Genomic DNA, 21,065 nt, shown 5'->3' with positions numbered 1-21,065 from the left:
GTTTGCATTGAATGACTGGCCGGGCTGTCGTCAGAAGAAGGCAGATGTGCTTCAGAGTTGCCCCAAGGTATCGAGCAGTACCTTTACCTTGGTGATCGACTCTTGGTACTCGGCTTGCCAATCCGAATCGGCGACCACTGCGCCGCCGCCCCAGCAGCAGGCCTGGCCGTCCTTGATCAGCAGGCTGCGGATCGCAATGGAACTGTCCATTTCGCCGCGCACGTCGATGTAAATCAATGAGCCGCAGTACAGTGCTCGTCGGCTGGGTTCCAGTTCGTCGATGATCTGCATGGCGCGGATTTTCGGCGCGCCGGTGATCGAGCCGCCGGGGAAGCTACCGGCGATCAGGTCCAGCGCGTCCTTGTCGGCTGCGAGTTGCCCGGTGACGACGCTGACCATGTGGTGGACGTTGGGATAGCTTTCCAGGCTGAACAGTTCCGGGACTTTAACCGTACCGATTTCACAGCTGCGGCCCAGGTCGTTGCGCAGCAGGTCGACGATCATCAGGTTTTCTGCACGGTCTTTGCTGCTGGCCAGCAATTGGGCGGCATTCTCGGCGTCTTCGACAGTGTCCTGGCTGCGCGGTCGGGTGCCCTTGATCGGGCGTGTTTCTACCTGGCCGGCGTGTACCTGGATGAACCGCTCGGGCGAGAAACTCAGCAGGGCGCTGCCGTCTGCCAGTACCTGGAACCCGGAGAACGGCGTAGGGCAGGCGCTGCGCAGGGCGCGATAGGCGTGCCAGGGATCGCCCTGGCACGGTGCTCGGAAGCGTTGGGTGAGGTTGATCTGGTAGCAGTCGCCCGCATGGATGTAGTGCTGCACGCGCTCGAACGCCTGGCGGTACTGCTCGGGGGAAAGATCGCCGCGCATTGGCGCCTTCAGCGTGAAATCGGCCTTGTCGTCGGTGACGGCTGGTGCAAGGAACAGGCGCAGCAGGCGCTGTGCTTCGTCAGGTGCCAGGCTTGGGTGAAACACCAACTGGGTGGTGCCGCGCTGATGGTCGCTGATCAGTGCCCAGGCATACAGCCCCAGGCCGGCATCCGGCAGGCCCAGGTCATCCACTGCCAGCGCTGGCAGTGTTTCAAGGCGTCGCCCGAAGTCATAGCTGAGGTAGCCTATAAGGCCCCCGGCGAAGGGCAGTTGCAGATCATCGGGCAGGTTTGCAGTACCAAGGCGCTTCAGGCTGTCGCGCAGGCGCTGGAGATAGTCAATGCCGGTTTCGCCATCATGGGGTGACAACTGCTCTACTGGCCAGGCGCTTAGCAGGTCATAACGCCCTCGGCTGGCGTTCGGGCGGGCGCTGTCGAGCAGGATGGCGCCAGGTGCCTGGCGGACGCGGGCAAAGTAATCGGCAGGGTCGGCCTGGTAGGGCAGGGGATGAACGGTGCAGGTGGGCATTCGCATCAAGAGCTGTCAGGGCGGGGAACGGATTGTAGTCCTCCGCAGGCGTCGCTCCTAGAGGTGTGCGCGCAATTGAGGCACCCGATGTCGCCCTGAGGGTAGGTTTGTATCCCCTCAGGGCGTTGCATCAGTTGTTCGGCACGTGGCCAAACAGCTCCTGGGTGAAGCGAACCCGCTCTTCCACGGTTTCCTTCACGCCGTTCTTCGCCAGGGCTTCCAGGTGGGCCTCGATGGCGTGGGTGCGCTGCGTCAGGCCGCAATCGTTGGCGATCTGGATGTTCAGGCCGGGGCGGGCGTTGAGCTCAAGGATCAGCGGGCCCTTGTCCTGGTCCAGCACCATGTCGACACCGATGTAACCCAGGCCGCACAGCTCATAACAACCGGCGGCCAGCTTCATGAAGCCGTCCCAGTTTGGCAGTTGTACGCCGTCTACCGCGTTGGTGGTGTCCGGGTGCTTGCTGATGATGTTGTTCAGCCAGGTGCCGCGCAGGGTGAGCCCGGTGGCGAGGTCGACCCCGACCCCAATGGCGCCCTGGTGCAGGTTGGCCTTACCGCCAGACTGGCGCGTCGGCAAGCGCAGCATGGCCATGACCGGGTAGCCCATCAGCACGATGATGCGGATGTCCGGCACGCCTTCGTAGCTGATGCTCTTGAAGATCTGGTCAGGGGTGACCCGGTACTCGATCAGTGCCCGGTCGCGGTGCCCGCCCAGGGAGTAGAGGCCGGTCAGGATGCTGGAGATCTGGTGCTCGATTTCCTCGTGGCTGATGATCTTGCCCGAGACGGTCCGGTAGCGGTTCTCGAAACGGTCGGCGATGACCAGAATGCCGTCGCCACCAGCGCCTTGGGCCGGCTTGATCACGAAATCACTGCGCCCGCCGATGATCTCGTCGAGCTTTTCGATCTCTTTCTCGGTGGAGATGATCCCGTACATTTCCGGCACATGAATGCCGGCCTTGATCGCGCGCTCCTTGGTGATGATCTTGTCATCGACGATCGGGTACAGGTGGCGCTTGTTGTACTTGAGGACATAGTCCGCATTGCGCCGGTTGATACCCATGATGCCCCGGGCCTCCAGGGCTTTCCAGGTTTTCCAGAGACCGAACATCAGGCGTCCTTCACAAAGGCTTTGAAACGGACCAGCTCCGTCAGGCGGTAGCCGCGATAACGGCCCATTGCCAGCATGAAGCCCACCAGAATCAGCAGTACCGCCGGGAAGGTGAAGACGAAGTACACCAGTTCCGGCACGCTCATCAGCAGGTGCGCTAGCGAGGCCGCGAACAGGGTGCCGACGGCCACTTTCATCGCATGGCCACCGCCACGCTCTTCCCAGGTGATCGACAGGCGCTCGATGGTCATGGTCAGGATCACCATCGGGAACAGTGCAACCGACAGGCCGCGTTCCAGGCCGAGCTTGTGGCTGAACAGGCTGATGGCGGCAATCAGTACCACGACGAAGGTCAGCACCACCGACAGGCGCGGCAGCATCTGCAACTTCAGGTGCTCAAGGTAGGAGCGTAGTGACAGGCCCAACGCGGTAATGATGGTAAACAGGACGATGCCGAAGCCCAGTTGGGTTTCGCGGAAGGCCAGGGCGATCAGTACCGGGGTAAAGGTGCCGAGGGTCTGCAGGCCGATCAGGTTGCGCAGGACCAGGATCACCAGTACACCAATCGGGATCATGACCATGATCATGAACGTTTGTTGGGTCTGCAGGGGCAGGCCGTACAGTGAGTATTCCAGGAAGTCGGCGTCGGTGTTTTCGTCGGTCAGCTTGGCCAGGCGGATGGCGTTCATCTCGCTGTTGTTCAGGCTGAAGCTGACGTTGGCTTTCTTGCCGCCATCGACGGTGATCAGGTTGTCATCGCCCGTCCACCACAGCAGGCGATCACTCGGCAGGCCCTGTTCGCCGGTGTCCGGGTTGAAGTACAGCCAGTCGGTGCCGTTGAAGCTGCGCAGCCACAGTTCAGGGGTTTGTGGCTGGTCGGCCAGCAGGCGGATGGTATGGACTTTTTCAATCGGTACGTGGGCGATCGACAGCAGCAGGTCGATGATCTTGGCCTTGCGCAGGCTTGAGGTGTCGCCTGCCAGCAGCAGCTTGACGTTGTCATCGTTGACGTTGTTGACGCGCTTGATGGTCTCGCTGACAAAGGTCTCGACGTCCGCCGAGTGCTGGCGGATAGGCGCCATCAGCGCTTCGGCGGCGACCTTCTCCGGGCCTTCGACGGGCAGGCTGTCACGGAAGGTGGGACCTTTGGCCTTGGGTTTTTCGGCGCTGTAGCGCTTTGTCAGTACCAGGCGGTAGTAGAGGGTCTGGTTGCCGCTGGCGCGGCGTGCCGACCAGGTCACCTTGCGGTTGCCATCGACGCGGTTGACGCTGACACCGTAGTTGTTGGAGATGAAGCTCTCGTTGAGGCTGACGTAGTCACTGCTCAGCGGTGGCACGAACATCTGGACCTTGACCGGGTCTTTGGCGCTGGCGACGAACTCGACCTTGGCGTCGATGTTCCACAGGTCGTCCGTCTCGTCTTCGGTGACCGGGATGCCGAGGAAGAAGATCTGGTAGGCCGTGACCAATACGCCCAGCAACACCAGAACGGTGATCAGGACTTTGAGGTGGAGGGTAAGAGAGCGCATCGGTTTTACTCTGCGGTGTGAGCGGCGGTGGCGCAGGCGGGTTTGCCGGCAGCGTATTTAAGGCTTGGGTCGACCAGGGCATCGAAGTCTTTCAGGGCTTCGGAACCGATCAGCAGCGGGTATTGGAACGCGCTGCGGTCAGTGAGGTTCACTTCAATGGTGCGCAAGGCGTTCCCCATGCAGATATTCAGGGCAATGACAGGGCGAGCGGTGTACGCCTTGCCTTCATCCGGGTTGTAGTCACCAGCCCGTCGCTTGATTTTGCTGACGCGGGCCAGTGGGCGTTCTATCGGATGCGAATGCGCCGCATCGATGGCCAGGTAGAAGCGCACCCAGGATTCGCCATTGCGCTTGAAGCGCTTGATGTCGCGAGCGCTGAGCGAGGCGGTCTTGGCGCCGGTGTCGAGCTTGGCTGCAACCTCAAGGTCGATGTCGGCAAGGCGGGCGTATTCGTTAAGGCCGTAGACCGTCTTGTCATTGGCTTGGCTCAGCGCCGGCAATAAAGAAAGGCTGAGCAACAGTAGAAGGGGCGTGAGTCTCATAAATCCTGGCGCGGTGCTGTGCGATGTTCGGGTCAAGGCGACTGGCAGTACTGCGCAACCTTCCTCGTTCATCTGCCATAAAAAGATGACAGACACACTATCCATGCCCCAAAGGAGGCGGCGGCATTCTATCACGCTGGTGTGCATGTGCCAGCGGCGGGCATAAGACAATATGGAAGACCTCCATGTTCGTTATTAGACGATTGTCGACAATGTTTATTTTGTCTTTGACTGGCGAGCGTTATTTGGCTAGTTTTGGCCCTATTGATTTTTAAGGTGTCGACAATATGCTGGACGCAAGCCAAGCACCCGGCGTTACGCAGGATGACTCGGAAACCCTTTCCGAAAACGTTTTCCGGCGCATTCAGGCGGCCATCGTCAAGGGCGAGATCGCCCCGGGCAGCAAGATTTCCGAGCCTGAGCTGGCGCGCACCTACGGTATTAGCCGTGGGCCATTGCGTGAGGCGATTCACCGCCTGGAGGGTCAGCGCCTGCTGGTGCGGGTACCTCATGTCGGCGCACGGGTGGTTTCGCTCAGTCATGCCGAGTTGATCGAGCTTTACGAAATTCGCGAATCCCTTGAAGGCATGGCCTGTCGCCTGGCTGCCGAGCGAATGAGCGTAGCCGATATCGACGAACTGCGCCGGGTGCTTGATACCCACGAGCGCGACGCTACCTTCCAGGCCGGGCTGGGTTACTACCAGCAAGAAGGCGATTTCGACTTCCATTACCGAATCATCCAGGGCAGTGGCAACCGCACCCTGGTGCAGATGCTCTGTGGCGAGCTGTATCAACTGGTGCGCATGTACCGCATCCAGTTCTCCGCTACGCCCAATCGGCCACGCCAGGCGTTCGCCGAGCACCACCGTATTCTCGATGCCATCGCCGACCGTGACGGTGAACTGGCCGAGCTCCTGATGCGCCGCCATATCGGCGCCTCCAAACGCAATATCGAGCGTCATTACCTGGACGCCAACAGCCCACGAGGTGAGTCATGAGTCAGAAAAGCAGTCCCGGCCAGCGCTTTCGCGACGCGGTCGCTACCGAGCATCCTCTGCAAGTGGTAGGGGCGATCAACGCCAACCATGCTCTCTTGGCCAAGCGTGCCGGTTTCAAGGCGATCTACCTGTCCGGTGGCGGTGTTGCGGCCGGCTCCCTCGGCCTGCCTGACCTGGGTATTACCGGCCTGGACGACGTGCTGACCGACGTACGCCGTATTACCGATGTGTGCGACCTGCCGCTGTTGGTGGATGTCGACACCGGTTTTGGCTCTTCGGCGTTCAACGTGGCGCGTACCGTCAAGTCGATGATCAAGTTCGGCGCGGCCGCGATTCACATCGAGGATCAGGTGGGTGCCAAGCGCTGTGGTCACCGCCCTAACAAGGAGATCGTCTCTCAGCAGGAGATGGTTGACCGCATCAAGGCCGCTGTTGACGCACGTACCGATGACAGCTTCGTGATCATGGCGCGTACCGACGCGCTGGCCGTAGAAGGCCTGGAGTCTGCCCTGGACCGCGCAGCGGCCTGCATCGAAGCGGGTGCTGACATGATCTTCCCAGAGGCGATCACTGAGCTTGAGATGTACCGTACCTTCGCTGCCCGGGTGAAAGCGCCGATTCTGGCCAACATCACCGAGTTCGGCGCGACCCCGCTGTACACCACCGAAGAGTTGGCCTCTGCCGATGTTTCGCTGGCGCTGTACCCGCTGTCGGCGTTCCGTGCCATGAACAAGGCCGCTGAAAACGTCTACAACGCACTGCGTCGCGACGGCACCCAGAAGAATGTTGTCGACACCATGCAAACCCGCATGGAGCTGTACGACGCCATTGATTACCACGTGTTCGAGCAGAAGCTCGATGCCCTGTTCGCTCAGAAAAAGAGCTGAATGAAGGCTTGAACCTGTAATCAGCTTACGTTTCCCATAACAAATTCAAGATTGGAGAAAAGCAATGGCCGAAGCAAAAGTACTCAGCGGTGCCGGCCTGCGCGGTCAAGTTGCCGGGCAAACCGCACTGTCTACCGTAGGCCAGGCCGGTGCCGGCCTGACCTACCGCGGCTATGATGTGCGCGAGCTTGCCGAGCACGCTTTGTTCGAAGAAGTTGCCTACCTGCTGCTCTACGGAGAGCTGCCGACCAAGGCGCAACTGGCTGCCTATCAGAGCAAGCTTAAGACCCTGCGTGACCTGCCGCAGGCGTTGAAGGAAGTGCTGGAGCGCATTCCTGCCGCCGCCCACCCTATGGATGTCATGCGTACCGGCTGCTCGGTACTGGGCACCCTGGAGCCTGAGCTGACGTTCGAGCAGCAACGTGAAAAGACCGATCGCCTGCTGGCGGTGTTCCCGGCCATCATGTGCTACTGGTACCGCTTCACTCACGACGGCGTACGCATCAATTGCGTCAGTGACGAAGAGACTCTGGGTGGTCACTTCCTGCACCTGCTGCATGACAAGAAGCCGAGCGACCTGCACGTCAAGGTGATGAACGTTTCGCTGATTCTTTATGCAGAGCACGAGTTCAACGCCTCGACGTTCACCGCCCGTGTCTGTGCCTCGACGCTTTCGGACCTGTATTCCTGCATCACTGCAGCCATTGGTTCGCTGCGTGGCCCGCTGCATGGCGGTGCCAACGAAGCAGCCATGGAAATGATCGAGCGCTTCTCTACGCCTGAGGACGCCATCAGCGGCACCTTGGCCATGCTGGAACGCAAAGACAAGATCATGGGCTTCGGTCATGCGATCTACAAAGAGTCCGATCCGCGTAACGAAGTGATCAAGGGTTGGGCAAAGCAGTTGGCCGATGAAATGGGCGATACCGTGCTGTACCCGGTATCCGAAGCCATCGACAAGACCATGTGGGAGCAGAAGCGCCTGTTCCCGAACGCCGACTTCTACCATGCCTCGGCTTACCACTTCATGGGTATTCCGACCAAGCTGTTCACGCCGATCTTCGTGTGTTCGCGCCTGACCGGCTGGGCTGCTCACGTCTTCGAGCAGCGCGGCAACAACCGCATCATTCGTCCAAGCGCCGAGTACACCGGCGTTGAACAGCGTAAGTTCGTGCCAATCGAGCAACGCTGAGAAGGGTGAAGCTGAACAGGATGTGCTTGCAGGCCCCGGCAAGGCCGGCTCCTGCAGGCGCTGTTCAGCGTTACCTACCGCTGACCTTTCCGTGATTGAGTCCCGCGCCATGAACACAGCATTTCGCAAGAACCTGCCCGGCACCCGCCTGGATTACTTTGACGCCCGCGCGGCTGTCGATGCGATTCAGCCCGGCGCCTACGACAAGCTGCCCTACACCTCCCGCGTGCTGGCAGAAAACCTGGTTCGCCGTTGCGACCCGGCCACCCTGAACGCTTCGTTGAGCCAGTTGATCGAGCGCAAGCGCGACCTCGATTTCCCCTGGTTCCCGGCGCGGGTGGTGTGCCATGACATTCTCGGCCAGACCGCACTGGTCGACCTGGCGGGTCTGCGTGACGCCATCGCCGATATGGGCGGTGACCCGGCCAAGGTCAACCCGGTAGTACCGGTACAACTGATCGTCGACCACTCGTTGGCTGTGGAGTGTGGTGGTTTCGATCCGGACGCCTTTGCCAAGAACCGCGCCATCGAAGACCGTCGTAACGAAGACCGATTTCACTTCATCAACTGGACCAAGCAGGCGTTCAAGAACGTCGATGTGATCCCGCCAGGCAATGGCATCATGCACCAGATCAACCTGGAGCGGATGTCGCCGGTGATCCACAGCACAGACGGTGTGGCCTTCCCGGATACGCTGGTCGGTACTGACAGCCACACCCCGCATGTCGACGCACTGGGCGTAATCGCCATTGGTGTTGGCGGCCTTGAGGCCGAGAACGTGATGCTCGGTCGTGCGTCCTGGATGCGCCTGCCGGATATCATCGGCGTCGAGCTGTCGGGCAAGCCTCAGCCAGGTATTACCGCCACCGACGTGGTGCTGGCGCTGACCGAATTCCTGCGTAAGGAAAAGGTCGTGGGTGCCTACCTTGAGTTCTATGGCGAGGGCGCGCGTGCACTGACCCTGGGTGACCGTGCAACCATCTCCAACATGGCCCCGGAGTATGGCGCCACGGCGGCGATGTTCTCCATTGACCAGCAAACCATCGACTACCTGAAACTCACCGGTCGTGAAGACGAACAAGTGAAGCTGGTCGAGACCTATGCGAAGGTCGCGGGCTTGTGGTCCGACAGCCTGGCGCATGCCGAGTACGAGCGTGTGCTGCGCTTTGACCTGTCCAGTGTCGTGCGCAACATGGCCGGCCCGTCCAACCCGCATGCTCGTGTGGCAACCAGCGACCTGGCCGCCAAAGGCATTGCCGGTCAGTGGGAAGAAGTCCCTGGCCAGATGCCCGATGGCGCTGTGATTATCGCCGCCATCACCAGCTGCACCAATACCAGCAACCCGCGCAACGTTATTGCTGCCGGCCTGCTGGCACGTAATGCGAACAAGCTGGGCCTGACCCGTAAGCCGTGGGTGAAGTCCTCGCTGGCGCCAGGTTCCAAAGCTGTAGCCCTGTACCTGGATGAAGCCGGCCTGACGTCCGAGCTGGAACAGATGGGCTTCGGCATCGTGGCGTTCGCCTGCACCACCTGTAACGGCATGTCCGGTGCACTGGACCCTAAAATCCAGCAGGAAATCATTGACCGCGACCTGTACGCCACGGCAGTGCTTTCGGGCAACCGCAACTTTGATGGTCGTATTCACCCGTATGCCAAGCAGGCCTTCCTGGCATCGCCGCCGCTGGTGGTTGCGTACGCCATTGCCGGTACCATCCGTTTCGATATCGAGAAAGATGTGCTGGGCGTGGTCGATGGCAAGGAAATCCGCCTGAAAGACATCTGGCCGACTGACGAAGAAATCGATGCCGTGGTCAAGGCATCGGTGAAGCCAGAACAGTTCCGCAAGGTCTACATTCCGATGTTCGCCATCCACGAAGACACTGGCCCGAAAGTCGAGCCACTGTATGACTGGCGCCCAATGAGCACCTACATTCGTCGTCCGCCATACTGGGAAGGCGCGTTGGCGGGCGAGCGCACCCTCAAGGGCATGCGCCCGCTGGCGGTGCTGCCGGACAACATCACCACGGATCACCTGTCGCCGTCCAACGCCATCATGCTGGACAGCGCTGCGGGCGAATACCTGGCCAAGATGGGCTTGCCTGAAGAGGACTTCAACTCTTATGCGACCCACCGTGGCGACCACCTGACCGCCCAGCGTGCGACCTTCGCCAACCCGAAACTGTTCAACGAAATGGTTCAGGAAAACGGCAAGGTCAAGCAAGGTTCGTTGGCGCGGATCGAGCCGGAAGGCAAGGTCACTCGCATGTGGGAAGCCATCGAGACCTACATGGAGCGCAAGCAGCCGCTGATCATCGTCGCCGGTGCCGACTACGGTCAGGGTTCGTCCCGTGACTGGGCGGCCAAGGGCGTACGCCTGGCCGGTGTCGAAGCCATCGTTGCCGAAGGTTTCGAGCGTATTCACCGTACCAACCTGGTGGGCATGGGTGTCTTGCCGCTGGAGTTCAAGCCGGGCGTCAACCGCAAGACCCTGGGCATCGACGGCACTGAGACCTTTGATGTGGTGGGTTCGCGCACCCCGCGTGCCACGCTGACGCTGGTGATCAACCGCAAGAACGGCGAGCGGGTCGAAGTGCCGGTCACTTGCCGTCTCGATACCGGTGAAGAAGTGTCGATCTACGAAGCGGGCGGTGTATTGCAGCGCTTTGCTCAGGACTTCCTCGAGTCGGCTGGCGCCAAGTGATGTAGGCGCCTGCAGGGGCGGCAGTGTTTGCCCCTGCAGGTACACCGCTGATTCTGTGGGGGGCGGCGATGCCGTCCCCTGCGACGGGCGAGCAGTATCCAACAGGACAAGATTCCCATGGCTCACGTACCGCAGATCAAGATTCCCGCTACCTACATTCGTGGCGGCACCAGCAAAGGCGTGTTCTTCCGCCTTCAGGATTTACCCGAGAGCGCCCAGATCCCGGGCGCAGAGCGTGACGCGCTGTTGCTTCGCGTGATTGGCAGCCCGGACCCGTATGGCAAGCAGATCGATGGCATGGGCGGAGCAACTTCCAGCACCAGCAAGACGGTCATCCTCTCGCGCAGTATCAAGCCGGACCACGATGTCGATTACCTGTTCGGTCAGGTCTCCATCGACAAGCCATTTGTCGACTGGAGCGGCAACTGTGGCAACCTGTCGGCAGCGGTCGGCTCGTTTGCCATCAGCAGTGGCCTGGTCGATGCCAGCCGCGTGCCGCAGAACGGCATCGCGACCGTGCGCATCTGGCAGGTCAATATCGGCAAGACCATCATCGCCCATGTACCGATCACCGAGGGTGAGGTGCAGGAGACCGGTGACTTTGAACTCGACGGTGTGACCTTCCCGGCTGCCGAAGTGCAGCTTGAGTTCCTCGACCCGGCTGCCGAGGAAGAGGGCGCGGGTGGTTCGATGTTCCCAACTGGCAATCTGGTCGACGACCTCGAGGTGCCGGGTGTCGGCGTGCTCAAGGCGACCCTGATCAACGCCGGTATCCCGACCATTTTCGTTCAGGCCGAAGCCGTAGGCTGCACGGGCACCGAGCTTCAGGATGCAATCAACGGCGACCCAGAAGCATTGGCCAAGTTCGAGACCATTCGTGCTTACGGTGCGCTGCGTATGGGGCTCATCAAGCACCTGGACGAAGCGGCCAAGCGTCAGCACACGCCGAAGGTCGCGTTTGTCGCGGCGCCTGCAGACTACATCGCTTCCAGTGGCAAACCGGTTGCGGCGAAAGACGTTGACCTGCTGGTTCGTGCGCTGTCCATGGGTAAGCTGCACCATGCCATGATGGGCACTGCGGCGGTTGCCATCGGTACCGCTGCAGCCATTCCGGGTACCTTGGTGAACCTGGCGGCCGGTGGTGGTGCGCGCAGCGCTGTGCGTTTCGGTCACCCTTCGGGTACCTTGCGGGTGGGTGCTGAAGCCGTTCAGGAAAACGGCGAGTGGACAGTGACCAAGGCCATCATGAGTCGCAGTGCGCGTGTATTGATGGAAGGTTGGGTGCGTGTGCCCGGCGACGCCTTCTAAAAGCGTCTAGTGTGCTTTTACTGTCGCCGACAAGGCGTGCTTCCCAGCAGGAGCAAGGCTTGTCGGCGATGCTGTTTTCAGTGGGGGCGTAACTGCGGGCGTCCGGCATAACCTCAAGTGGGGTTACAGGTATTTAAGAATGCGCCCTTGAAAATGAACAGTGTCCCCTGTTTCCGTGTTCAAGAAGAGCGTTTGTGCAGATCGGGCTGCCGGGGTAAACGAGCTCCAGAAGCCACCTCTTGGCTCACTCACTGCTGAGACACGATGGCCGTGCTGGTCGCGCAGCACGAACTCGAACGTTGCGGGGTTGTCGTTGTCGCCCTCAAGCTCGACTTTCCAGAAGTCGGAAACCTCGGCCACTTGGTAGAACCCTAGGTAGCCATTGCGGCTCACGCCGACCTTTGCGCCACTGTAGGCGCCGTCGGGTGCTGCGCTGATGTTGTAATGGATACGATCTTCAATGTGTTCGATGAAATCGAAACGAAAGGCCACATTGGGTTCGTCCTGCTCGCTCTGTATAAGCCAGCCATCTCCCGCAACAGAGTTATCTTTCAAATACCCAACCGGGTAGAGGTACTCTCCTGTTGTGCTCAACAGTGTGGCAATAAATGATTTTCCGCTGATGTCGGCCATGTCAGGCTTCCTGTGCTGGTTATGGTGTTAAGCGCGTCCTTGGCGCTGAACCAACATAAGCCGGTGGGAGAGCTGTATTCAGTCGGAAACACACCCTGAGCGCTTTTATGCGCGGGGTGTCAGTGAGTGCGCGGCGCTTGCATCGCGGGCAAGCCCGGCTCCTACAGGATTGTGTGGCAGGTCTGCCAGCCCTGTGGGGCTCAGAAAAACAAATGCCCCGACAGGTCGGGGCATTTGTTTTGTAGCTGCTGCAAGCTGCGTTTTCACGCAGCCTGCAATGGCTAAGTCAGCTTAGGCTTGAACGACCGGGATGTTGGCGTTCGCAGCGGCTTCACGGAACTCAGCGATCTGGTCGAAGCTCAGGTAGCGGTAAACGTCGGCAGCCATGCTGTCGATGTTCTTCGCGTACGCCATGTACTCCTCGACGGTCGGCAGTTTGCCCAGGATGGACGCGACTGCAGCCAGTTCGGCGGAGGCCAGGTATACGTTGGCACCATCACCCAGACGGTTCGGGAAGTTACGGGTCGAAGTCGACACAACGGTCGAGTTCGCAGCAACGCGAGCCTGGTTACCCATGCACAGCGAGCAGCCCGGCATTTCCATGCGCGCGCCAGCCTTGCCGTAGATACCGTAGTAGCCTTCTTCGGTCAGCTGGTGAGCGTCCATCTTGGTTGGCGGCGACAGCCACAGGCGAGTTGGGATCGAGCCTTTGACCTTCTCCAGCAGCTTGCCGGCAGCGCGGAAGTGACCGATGTTGGTCATGCACGAACCGATGAACACTTCGTCGATTTTCTCGCCCTGTACGGTCGAGAGCAGACGGGCGTCGTCCGGGTCGTTCGGGGCGCAGAGCACAGGCTCTTTGACGTCGGCCAGATCGATTTCGATGATCTCGGCGTATTCGGCGTCCTTGTCGGCTTCCAGCAGAACTGGGTTGGCCAGCCAGGCTTCCATCGCTTGGGCGCGACGTTCCATGGTGCGTGCATCGCCGTAGCCTTCGCTGATCATCCAGCGCAGCAGGGTGATGTTCGACTTCAGGTACTCGGCGATCGCTTTTTCTGGCAGCTTGATGGTGCAACCTGCAGCGGAACGTTCAGCCGAGGCGTCAGACAGTTCGAACGCTTGCTCGACAGTCAGTTCGTCCAGGCCTTCGATTTCCAGGATGCGGCCGGAGAAGGCGTTGATCTTGCCTTTCTTCTCGACGGTCAGCAGGCCTTTCTGGATGGCGTAGTAAGGGATGGCATGAACCAGGTCACGCAGGGTGATGCCAGGTTGCAGTTTGCCCTTGAAGCGCACCAGGATCGACTCTGGCATGTCCAGCGGCATGACGCCGGTGGCAGCAGCGAAGGCGACCAGGCCGGAACCGGCCGGGAAGGAGATGCCGATCGGGAAGCGGGTGTGCGAGTCGCCGCCGGTGCCGACGGTGTCAGGCAGCAGCATGCGGTTCAGCCAGCTGTGGATGATGCCGTCGCCTGGACGCAGGGACACGCCGCCACGGGTGCGGATGAAATCCGGCAGGGTGTGGTGGGTGGTGACGTCGATTGGCTTCGGATAGGCCGCGGTGTGGCAGAACGACTGCATGACCAGGTCAGCGGAGAAGCCCAGGCACGCCAGGTCTTTCAGCTCGTCGCGGGTCATTGGGCCAGTGGTGTCCTGGGAGCCCACGGTGGTCATCTTGGGCTCGCAGTAGGTGCCTGGACGAACGCCAGTCACGCCGCAGGCCTTGCCGACCATTTTCTGTGCCAGGGTGTAGCCTTTGCCGGTGTCGACAGGCTGCTCTGGTTTCTGGAACAGGTCGGAAACTGGCAGACCCAGCTCGGTACGAGCCTTGTCAGTCAGGCCACGGCCTACGATCAGAGGGATACGGCCGCCAGCGCGGACTTCGTCGAGCAGCACCGGGGTCTTCAGTTCGAAGGTGGTGATGACTTCGTCGGTGCCGTGCTTGCAGACTTTACCGGCGTGTGGGTACACGTCGATCACGTCGCCCATGTTCAGGTTCGATACGTCGAACTCGATTGGCAGTGCGCCAGCATCTTCCATGGTGTTGTAGAAGATCGGAGCGATTTTCGAGCCGAAGCAGAAACCGCCAGCACGCTTGTTCGGAACGTACGGAATGTCGTCGCCGAAGAACCACAGAACCGAGTTGGTTGCGGACTTACGGGACGAGCCGGTGCCAACCACGTCGCCGACGTAGGCAACCGGGAAGCCCTTGGCTTTGACTTCTTCGATTTGCTTGAGCGGGCCGATTGCGCCTTGTTGCTCAGGCACGATGCCGTCACGCGCCATTTTCAGCATGGCCAGGGCGTGCAGCGGGATGTCAGGGCGCGACCAGGCGTCCGGGGCAGGGGACAGGTCGTCGGTGTTGGTTTCGCCAGGTACCTTGAAGACAGTCAGGCTGTACTTCTCGGCGATGGCAGGCTTGCTGGTGAACCACTCACCGGCGGCCCAGGATTCCAGAACGGCCTTGGCGTGAACATTGCCGGCCTTGGCTTTTTCAGCCACGTCGTGGAAGGCATCGAACATCAGCAGGGTGTGCTTGAGCTGTTCGGCAGCAACAGCCGCCAGTTCGGCGTTGTCCAGCAGTTCAACCAGAGTGGCGATGTTGTAGCCACCTTGCATGGTGCCCAGCAGTTCGACGGCGCGTTTCTTGTCGATCAGTGGGGACTTGGCTTCGCCCTTGGCGACGGCAGACAGGAAGCCGGCCTTGACGTAGGCGGCTTCATCCACTCCTGGTGGAACGCGGTTGGTGATCAAGTCGACGAGGACGGCTTCTTCGCCAGCAGGGGGATTCTTCAGCAGCTCGACCAGGCCTGCGGTTTGTTCGGCGTTAAGCGGCTGGGGCACGATACCCTGGGCGGCACGCTCTTCGATGTGTTTGCGGTAGGCTTCAAGCACAGTTATTACCCTCATCAGTGGTCCCAAATGGGTGTCCGGGACGCTCATCCAGAAATTCCGGTACCCATGCGCAATACGGCTTTTTGGGCCGCGTAGCCAGGGTTACAGGAAATCCTTACAGAAGCTGCTTTCAAAGTTTTACGCCTGTAGAACGGAGGCTGATGAGGGCTGGCGCGGGCATTCGACTGTCGAATCTCCCGCACCAACGCCGTTCTACCGGATGAACTGTGCTCGTGACGCTTTGAAAACAGCTTCTAACGGACATTGGCGCCTTTAAAAGGCCGGATGATTCTACGGTAAAAAGTCGACAAAGGTAAGGCGAGTGCAATGACTTTGCGGGGTGACCACCGTTAGACAAAGGGCTAACATTGCGGCCTGTCCTGTCGCCTCGCTGTTGATCCCCCATGCCCAATCATTCCATCAAGACGCCTTGCGTCGGCCTTTGCTCCACTGTCTACGGCGACCTGGTGTGCCGCGGCTGCAAGCGCTTTCATCATGAAGTGATCCAGTGGAACGGTTACAGCGAAGAGGAAAAACGCGCGGTCTGGATGCGCCTGGAGCAACTGTTGGTCCAGGTGATGACGGCCAAGCTGGAAGTCTTCGATAGTGCGCGCCTGCGCCAGCAACTGGAGCAGCGACAGATTCGCTTCGTGCCGCAGCAGTCGGAGTATTGCTGGGCGTATCAACTGATTGCCCGAGGGGCGCGGGTGATCCGCGATGTGGAAGCCTACGGCATGGTTCTGCTGCCGGAGTTTCGCGAGTGGGAGTTGCCGCAGTTGCGCGATGCGATTGATCGCGAATTCTTCCTGCTGTCCGAGGCCCACTACCAGCGCTATATCGCGCCGGGCTTTTTAAAGAACGGGCTGGGCTGATACAGCGGGTCGGAGCCGGCGATGCCGGCTCCGACGGTGGCTAGCCTTTGGCCAGTTCTGCCAGGTGATCGGCAGCTTCTTCGCTTTTGAGCACCAGTACATCGCTTTCCAGTGCGTCGAGTACCACCTCGGCGGTATTGCCGATCAGGGCGCCGGTGATGCCTGTGCGGGCCACCGTGCCGATTACGGTGAGCACGGCGTCCAGTTCTTTCACGTAGTGAGGAATCAGTACGTCGGCCGGGCCTTCAGCGACATGCAGGCGTTCGTCGCTGATATCAAACTCCGCCTGGAACGCCTTGCACTCTTCGCGGTAGCGGGCCTCGATGGTTTCCTTGAGCTGATAGATCGGGTCGGCTGCCGAGAGCATGGGCGAGGGGTGGGCGCTGACGACATGCAGTTGGCCTTTGGCCAGGGTGGCGATTTCATAGCTGTGGTCGACGATGCGTTTGTGCAGGCGGCGATGGTGTTCATCATGGTTGCCCACATCCACAGCCGCCAGAATGACGCCGTTGGTCCAGGGCCTTTCGTGCTTGACCATCAGGACGGCGCACGGGCATAGACGCAAAAGCTTCCAGTCCGATGGCGTGAGCAGGGCTTTTTTCAGCGGGTTGTCCGGGCGATGCTCCTTGATCACCAGTTCGCAGCCCTCGGCCTGCTGCACGTCGATGATCGACTCGTGCAGGGTGTCGTGCCAGGTCTGCTCGTAGGTGACGTTGTTGTAGCCATCGTCGTGAAGCTGGCTGCACAGCAGGCTGAGCAGGGCGCTGTGGTCTTGTTTCTTGTCGCACATCAACAGGTGCAAGCGGGCACCTGTAGCGCCGGCGATGAGTTTTGCCCGGGTCAGAGCCCGGCTGTGGGCGTGCGTCGGGTCAAGTACCACCAGGATGCTGCGGACGGCTTGCATGAGCATGAACTCCCTTCTTCAATAGCGACCAATGACTGACTATAGTCGGCGCTCGATGGATCGGGTGTTGATACACATCAAGCATAGCCGGTGGTGATCGTCGCCTGCGTGCGTATAATTGCCGGCTTTGTCGTCGTCCTGTCCGTGAGCACCATGCACCTTATTCCCGAAATCGATGCGTTCCTGGCCTGCCGTACCCCTGATGCCTGGGTGGAGGCTGCGTTGGCCGATCAGGAGACGATGCTGATCGACCACAAGAATTGTGAGTTCAAGGCTGCCAGTACCGCCATGAGCCTGATGGCCAAATACAATACGCACATTGACCTGATCAACATGATGTCGCGCCTGGCCCGCGAAGAATTGGTCCACCATGAGCAGGTGTTACGCCTGATGAAGCGGCGCAAAATCGCCTTGCGGCCGGTCTCGGCAGGTCGCTATGCGTCGGGCTTGCGGGCGGTGGTGCGTAACCATGAACCAGTAAAGCTGGTCGACACCCTGGTGGTCGGTGCCTTTATCGAGGCGCGCAGTTGTGAGCGTTTCGCTGCCGTAGTGCCGCACCTGGACGAGGAACTGGGCAAGTTTTATCACGGCTTGCTCAAGAGTGAGGCTCGGCATTTCCAGGGCTACCTGAAACTGGCCTATCAGTACGGTGAAGAAGCTGATGTAGACCGGGCGGTTGAGAAGGTCCGGGCGGCCGAAGCGGAGCTGATCACCGCGCCGGACAACGAGTTCCGCTTCCATAGCGGCGTTCCCAGCTGGCAGTAACGGCCCGCACGCCATGCGGTGCCTGCGGAGGCCGCTGTACCCCACGTCCAGACCCTGCTGATTGCGCTTTGCCCGCCCGCGAAAAAGGGGTATGGCCCCGGCCTTGTTGGTGATGGTGTCACCGGCATGCCTCTGCCCGAGCAGGGCGTGCCGACGACAGGTGTTCAGTGGAAAGCGAACGGTGCCAGTTGAAAGCCTTGCTCATCCACCTGCAAGGCCCAGCCCTGACGGTCCCAGTCCCCCAGTACGATACGCCGTGCTGGCGTATTGCCCAGCGCCAGTTTGTGAATCGCCGGGCGATGGGTGTGCCCGTGCACCAGGGTGCGCACGCCATGCTGCTGCATGACCCGTGGCACTTCCTCGGGCGTCACATCGACAATGTCGTTGGCCTTCATGCGGGTTTGCGTACGGCTTTCGCTGCGCAGCTTGCGCGCCAGTTTCTGGCGTGTACTCAGCGGCAAATGCCGCAGGATCCACAGGCTGAGCGGGTTGCGCAGGTAGCGGCGCAGCTTCATGTAGGCCAGGTCACGGGTACACAGGCTGTCGCCGTGCATCAGTAACACCGGCTCGCCACCCATTTCGACCACGCAGGGATCGTTCAGCAAGGTGCAGCCCGCCGCCTTGCAGAATGCCTGGCCGATCAGGAAATCACGGTTACCATGCATCAGGAAAATCTGCGTGCCACTGTCGCTCAAGGCGCGCAGGGCCTGACAGATGGATGCCTGGTAAGGCGTCATGGCGTCGTCGCCGATCCAGGCTTCGAAGAAATCGCCAAGAATGTACAGCGCCTGGGCCTGTCGGGCGCGGCCCTCAAGCAGATCAAGAAACGCCCGGGTAATGTCCGGGCGTTCTTCTTGCAGGTGCAGATCGGAGATCAGCAGTATCACTCAATGATCTCGGCTTTCTCGATGATCACGTCGTCTTTCGGTACGTCCTGATGGCCAGCCTTGGAGCCGGTAGGGACGGCCTTGATCTTGTCGACGACGTCCTGGCCTTCGATCACTTCACCGAACACGGCGTAGCCCCAGCCTTGCACGTTCTTGCCGCTGTGGTTGAGGAAATCGTTGTTGGCAACGTTGATGAAGAACTGCGCCGAGGCCGAATGCGGCTCCATGGTACGGGCCATGGCGATGGTGTACTTGGCGTTGCTCAGGCCGTTGTCCGCTTCGTTCTGGATGCTTGGACGCTTGTCTTTCTTTTCTTTCATGCCAGGCTCGAAACCGCCGCCCTGGATCATGAAGTTGCCGATGACGCGGTGGAAAATGGTGTTCGAGTAGTGGCCGGCGTTGACGTACTCGATGAAGTTGGCCACGGTGATCGGGGCCTTTTCGGCGTTCAGTTGCAGGACGATGTCGCCGTGGTTGGTGCTCAGTTTGACTTTGGACATGCTGAGATTCGCTCTTTTCAAGGCAATTGAAATAGGTTGCGCAGGATCGCGTAATAACCCTGACGCTCAGTCTACAGGCGGCGATACGCGGTTCGCGGCTGTTTTTTTGCAATGGCGGTCAATATTCGCGCCTGTTTGTCGGTGCTGACCTGTCGGCAGCTTGACTGCTTCGGCTATGATAAGCGCTTTGATTTAGTCGGCCTACCCTGGCCGTGTACCCGTATTCAAGGATCCTATGAGCAAGCCCACTGCTGACACCGCTCCCAACGCCGCTGCCAAAGGCGCTCCCGCTGTCCCTGCGAACTTCTTGCGACCGATCGTGCAGGCTGACCTGGACTCGGGCAAGCACAGCAGCATCGTCACCCGTTTCCCGCCAGAGCCCAATGGTTACCTGCACATCGGCCACGCCAAGTCGATCTGTGTGAACTTTGGCCTGGCCGAGGAGTTCGGTGGTGCCTGTCACCTGCGTTTCGATGACACCAACCCGGCCAAAGAGGACCAGGAGTACATCGATGCGATCCAGAGCGACGTCAAGTGGCTGGGCTTTCAGTGGACCGGTCCGGTGCGTTATGCCTCCGACTACTTCGGCCAACTCCATGCGTGGGCCGTCGAGCTGATCAAGGCCGGCAAGGCCTATGTCTGCGACCTGACCCCGGAGCAGGCCCGCGAGTACCGTGGCAACCTGACCGAGCCAGGCAAGAACAGCCCGTTCCGTGAGCGTTCGGTCGAGGAAAACCTGGACCTGTTCGCCCGCATGAAGGCTGGCGAGTTCAAGGACGGTGAGCGTGTACTGCGGGCCAAGATCGACATGGCTTCGCCGAACATGAACATGCGCGACCCGATCCTCTATCGTATTCGACACGCCCATCACCACCAGACAGGTGACACGTGGTGCATCTACCCGAACTATGACTTCACTCATGGCCAGTCCGACGCCATCGAAGGCATTACCCATTCGATCTGCACCCTCGAATTCGAAGGCCACCGCCCGTTGTACGAGTGGTTCCTGGACAACCTGCCGGTGCCGGCCAAGCCGCGCCAGTACGAGTTCAGCCGCCTGAACCTGAACTACACCATTACCAGCAAGCGCAAGCTCAAGCAGTTGGTCGACGAGCAGCACGTCAACGGCTGGGATGACCCGCGCATGTCGACGCTGTCCGGTTTCCGTCGTCGTGGCTACACCCCGGCTTCGATCCGCAACTTCTGCGACATGATCGGTACCAACCGTTCCGACGGTGTCGTCGACATGGCCATGCTCGAATTCAGCATCCGTGATGACCTCGACCGTACCGCGCCACGTGCGATGTGCGTGCTGCGCCCGTTGAAAGTGGTCATTACCAACTACCCGGAAGGCCAGGTCGAGCAGCTCGAACTGCCATGCCATCCGAAGGAAGACATGGGCGTTCGTGTCCTGCCGTTCGCTCGCGAGCTCTACATCGACCGCGACGATTTCATGGAAGAGCCGCCAAAAGGTTACAAGCGCCTGGAGCCTGCCGGTGAAGTGCGCCTGCGTGGCAGCTACGTGATTCGTGCCGACGAGGCCATCAAGGACGCCGACGGCAACATCGTCGAGCTGCGTTGCTCGTACGACCCGGACACCCTCGGCAAGAACCCGGAAGGCCGCAAGGTCAAAGGCGTCATCCACTGGGTGCCGGCGGCTGAGAGCGTCGAGTGTGAAGTACGCCTTTACGATCGTCTGTTCCGCTCCGCCAACCCGGAGAAAACCGAGGAGGGCGGCAGCTTCCTGGACAACATCAATCCCGATTCGCTGCAGGTGCTGAGTGGTTGTCGGGCGGAACCTTCTCTGGGCAAGGCCCAGGCTGAAGACCGCTTCCAGTTCGAGCGCGAAGGTTACTTCTGCGTCGACATGAAAGACTCCCAACCGGGCCGCCCGGTGTTCAACCGCACCGTGACCCTGCGCGATTCGTGGGGCAGCTAAGGAATCC

The 21,065-nt window shown here is 60.3% G+C and carries 17 protein-coding genes; 8 read left to right on the top strand and 9 right to left on the bottom strand.

Going from position 1 to position 21,065, the window contains the following annotated elements; translation table 11 throughout:
* Positions 1-51 precede the first annotated feature (51 nt).
* The 4 genes from pabB to rloA form a co-directional block, all read right to left on the bottom strand.
* Entirely contained in the window at positions 52-1,398 is a 1,347-nt protein-coding gene (pabB, locus tag EKA13_RS11375; RefSeq protein ID WP_065759494.1) for an aminodeoxychorismate synthase component I, read from the bottom strand.
* Positions 1,399-1,528: 130 nt separating this feature from the next.
* Positions 1,529-2,509 (bottom strand): alpha-L-glutamate ligase-like protein, encoded by a 981-nt coding sequence (locus tag EKA13_RS11370; protein WP_065759493.1) that lies wholly within the window; start codon positions 2,507-2,509, stop codon positions 1,529-1,531.
* Positions 2,509-4,038: an osmotic stress tolerance membrane protein RloB gene (gene rloB / locus EKA13_RS11365; protein WP_065759492.1), complete on the bottom strand. Its 1,530-nt coding sequence runs from the start codon at positions 4,036-4,038 to the stop codon at positions 2,509-2,511. The genes EKA13_RS11370 and rloB overlap by 1 nt, the downstream gene beginning before the upstream one ends.
* 5 nt (positions 4,039-4,043) lie before the next feature.
* Positions 4,044-4,580, bottom strand: a complete 537-nt coding sequence (gene rloA, locus EKA13_RS11360) for a retropepsin-like aspartic peptidase RloA (RefSeq protein ID WP_065759491.1) — start codon at positions 4,578-4,580, stop codon at positions 4,044-4,046.
* A 287-nt stretch (positions 4,581-4,867) separates the two neighbouring features.
* Here rloA and EKA13_RS11355 point away from each other — a divergent pair, with 287 nt between their 5' ends.
* The 5 genes from EKA13_RS11355 (at position 4,868) to prpF (ending at position 11,666) form a co-directional block, all read left to right on the top strand.
* Complete coding sequence (locus EKA13_RS11355) at positions 4,868-5,578, top strand: GntR family transcriptional regulator (protein ID WP_065759490.1); 711 nt, start codon at positions 4,868-4,870, stop codon at positions 5,576-5,578.
* On the top strand, positions 5,575-6,465 hold the full coding sequence (gene prpB, locus EKA13_RS11350; RefSeq protein ID WP_065759489.1) for a methylisocitrate lyase: 891 nt from the start codon (positions 5,575-5,577) through the stop codon (positions 6,463-6,465). Before EKA13_RS11355 ends, prpB begins: the two co-directional genes overlap by 4 nt.
* 64 nt (positions 6,466-6,529) lie before the next feature.
* Complete coding sequence (prpC, locus tag EKA13_RS11345; protein ID WP_065759488.1) at positions 6,530-7,657, top strand: bifunctional 2-methylcitrate synthase/citrate synthase; 1,128 nt, start codon at positions 6,530-6,532, stop codon at positions 7,655-7,657.
* Between the two features lie 109 nt (positions 7,658-7,766).
* Positions 7,767-10,358, top strand: coding sequence for a Fe/S-dependent 2-methylisocitrate dehydratase AcnD (acnD, locus tag EKA13_RS11340; protein ID WP_065759487.1), 2,592 nt, complete (start codon positions 7,767-7,769; stop codon positions 10,356-10,358).
* A 117-nt stretch (positions 10,359-10,475) separates the two neighbouring features.
* A complete protein-coding gene (gene prpF, locus EKA13_RS11335; RefSeq protein WP_065759486.1) occupies positions 10,476-11,666 on the top strand; it encodes a 2-methylaconitate cis-trans isomerase PrpF in 1,191 nt (396 codons plus the stop codon).
* A 123-nt stretch (positions 11,667-11,789) separates the two neighbouring features.
* Here prpF and EKA13_RS11330 read toward each other — a convergent pair whose 3' ends face one another.
* Both EKA13_RS11330 and acnB read right to left on the bottom strand, forming a co-directional pair.
* Entirely contained in the window at positions 11,790-12,299 is a 510-nt protein-coding gene (locus EKA13_RS11330; protein ID WP_065759485.1) for a hypothetical protein, read from the bottom strand.
* Between the two features lie 291 nt (positions 12,300-12,590).
* A complete protein-coding gene (gene acnB, locus EKA13_RS11325) occupies positions 12,591-15,191 on the bottom strand; it encodes a bifunctional aconitate hydratase 2/2-methylisocitrate dehydratase (protein WP_065759484.1) in 2,601 nt (866 codons plus the stop codon).
* Between the two features lie 404 nt (positions 15,192-15,595).
* Between acnB and EKA13_RS11320 the strand changes: the two genes are divergently transcribed.
* The gene (locus tag EKA13_RS11320) at positions 15,596-16,063 is read left to right on the top strand and encodes a DUF1289 domain-containing protein (protein WP_065759483.1); all 468 of its coding nucleotides are present in this window, start codon (positions 15,596-15,598) and stop codon (positions 16,061-16,063) included.
* A gap of 40 nt (positions 16,064-16,103) precedes the next feature.
* Here EKA13_RS11320 and EKA13_RS11315 read toward each other — a convergent pair whose 3' ends face one another.
* Positions 16,104-16,967: a universal stress protein gene (locus EKA13_RS11315; RefSeq protein ID WP_065759482.1), complete on the bottom strand. Its 864-nt coding sequence runs from the start codon at positions 16,965-16,967 to the stop codon at positions 16,104-16,106.
* A gap of 153 nt (positions 16,968-17,120) precedes the next feature.
* On the opposite strand from EKA13_RS11315, the gene EKA13_RS11310 reads away from it, so the two are divergent.
* Positions 17,121-17,732, top strand: coding sequence for a MiaE family protein (locus tag EKA13_RS11310; RefSeq protein WP_065759504.1), 612 nt, complete (start codon positions 17,121-17,123; stop codon positions 17,730-17,732).
* 164 nt (positions 17,733-17,896) lie between these two features.
* On the opposite strand, the gene EKA13_RS11305 is transcribed toward EKA13_RS11310, so the two are convergent.
* The gene (locus EKA13_RS11305; RefSeq protein ID WP_065759481.1) at positions 17,897-18,619 is read right to left on the bottom strand and encodes a UDP-2,3-diacylglucosamine diphosphatase; all 723 of its coding nucleotides are present in this window, start codon (positions 18,617-18,619) and stop codon (positions 17,897-17,899) included.
* A complete protein-coding gene (locus EKA13_RS11300) occupies positions 18,616-19,119 on the bottom strand; it encodes a peptidylprolyl isomerase (protein WP_065759480.1) in 504 nt (167 codons plus the stop codon). The genes EKA13_RS11305 and EKA13_RS11300 overlap by 4 nt, the downstream gene beginning before the upstream one ends.
* 235 nt (positions 19,120-19,354) lie before the next feature.
* Between EKA13_RS11300 and EKA13_RS11295 the strand changes: the two genes are divergently transcribed.
* Positions 19,355-21,058 (top strand): glutamine--tRNA ligase/YqeY domain fusion protein, encoded by a 1,704-nt coding sequence (locus EKA13_RS11295; protein ID WP_065759479.1) that lies wholly within the window; start codon positions 19,355-19,357, stop codon positions 21,056-21,058.
* Positions 21,059-21,065: the final 7 nt, after the last annotated feature.

Source organism: Pseudomonas defluvii (assembly GCF_001695625.1).
Classification (GTDB): Bacteria; Pseudomonadota; Gammaproteobacteria; order Pseudomonadales; family Pseudomonadaceae; genus Aquipseudomonas; species Aquipseudomonas defluvii.
This window is presented reverse-complemented; position numbering and strand designations above follow the sequence as displayed.

What these genes read in the sequence shown, in the direction of transcription:
- EKA13_RS11310 (WP_065759504.1), top strand. Translation starts at nt 17,121, where the DNA reads ATGCACCTTATTCCCGAAATCGATGCGTTCCTGGCCTGCCGTACCCCT.
- rloA (WP_065759491.1), bottom strand. Translation starts at nt 4,580, where the DNA reads ATGAGACTCACGCCCCTTCTACTGTTGCTCAGCCTTTCTTTATTGCCG.
- prpC (WP_065759488.1), top strand. Translation starts at nt 6,530, where the DNA reads ATGGCCGAAGCAAAAGTACTCAGCGGTGCCGGCCTGCGCGGTCAAGTT.
- EKA13_RS11330 (WP_065759485.1), bottom strand. Translation starts at nt 12,299, where the DNA reads ATGGCCGACATCAGCGGAAAATCATTTATTGCCACACTGTTGAGCACA.
- pabB (WP_065759494.1), bottom strand. Translation starts at nt 1,398, where the DNA reads ATGCCCACCTGCACCGTTCATCCCCTGCCCTACCAGGCCGACCCTGCC.
- EKA13_RS11370 (WP_065759493.1), bottom strand. Translation starts at nt 2,509, where the DNA reads ATGTTCGGTCTCTGGAAAACCTGGAAAGCCCTGGAGGCCCGGGGCATC.
- EKA13_RS11320 (WP_065759483.1), top strand. Translation starts at nt 15,596, where the DNA reads ATGCCCAATCATTCCATCAAGACGCCTTGCGTCGGCCTTTGCTCCACT.
- rloB (WP_065759492.1), bottom strand. Translation starts at nt 4,038, where the DNA reads ATGCGCTCTCTTACCCTCCACCTCAAAGTCCTGATCACCGTTCTGGTG.
- acnD (WP_065759487.1), top strand. Translation starts at nt 7,767, where the DNA reads ATGAACACAGCATTTCGCAAGAACCTGCCCGGCACCCGCCTGGATTAC.
- prpB (WP_065759489.1), top strand. Translation starts at nt 5,575, where the DNA reads ATGAGTCAGAAAAGCAGTCCCGGCCAGCGCTTTCGCGACGCGGTCGCT.
- EKA13_RS11315 (WP_065759482.1), bottom strand. Translation starts at nt 16,967, where the DNA reads ATGCAAGCCGTCCGCAGCATCCTGGTGGTACTTGACCCGACGCACGCC.
- EKA13_RS11355 (WP_065759490.1), top strand. Translation starts at nt 4,868, where the DNA reads ATGCTGGACGCAAGCCAAGCACCCGGCGTTACGCAGGATGACTCGGAA.
- prpF (WP_065759486.1), top strand. Translation starts at nt 10,476, where the DNA reads ATGGCTCACGTACCGCAGATCAAGATTCCCGCTACCTACATTCGTGGC.
- EKA13_RS11295 (WP_065759479.1), top strand. Translation starts at nt 19,355, where the DNA reads ATGAGCAAGCCCACTGCTGACACCGCTCCCAACGCCGCTGCCAAAGGC.
- EKA13_RS11300 (WP_065759480.1), bottom strand. Translation starts at nt 19,119, where the DNA reads ATGTCCAAAGTCAAACTGAGCACCAACCACGGCGACATCGTCCTGCAA.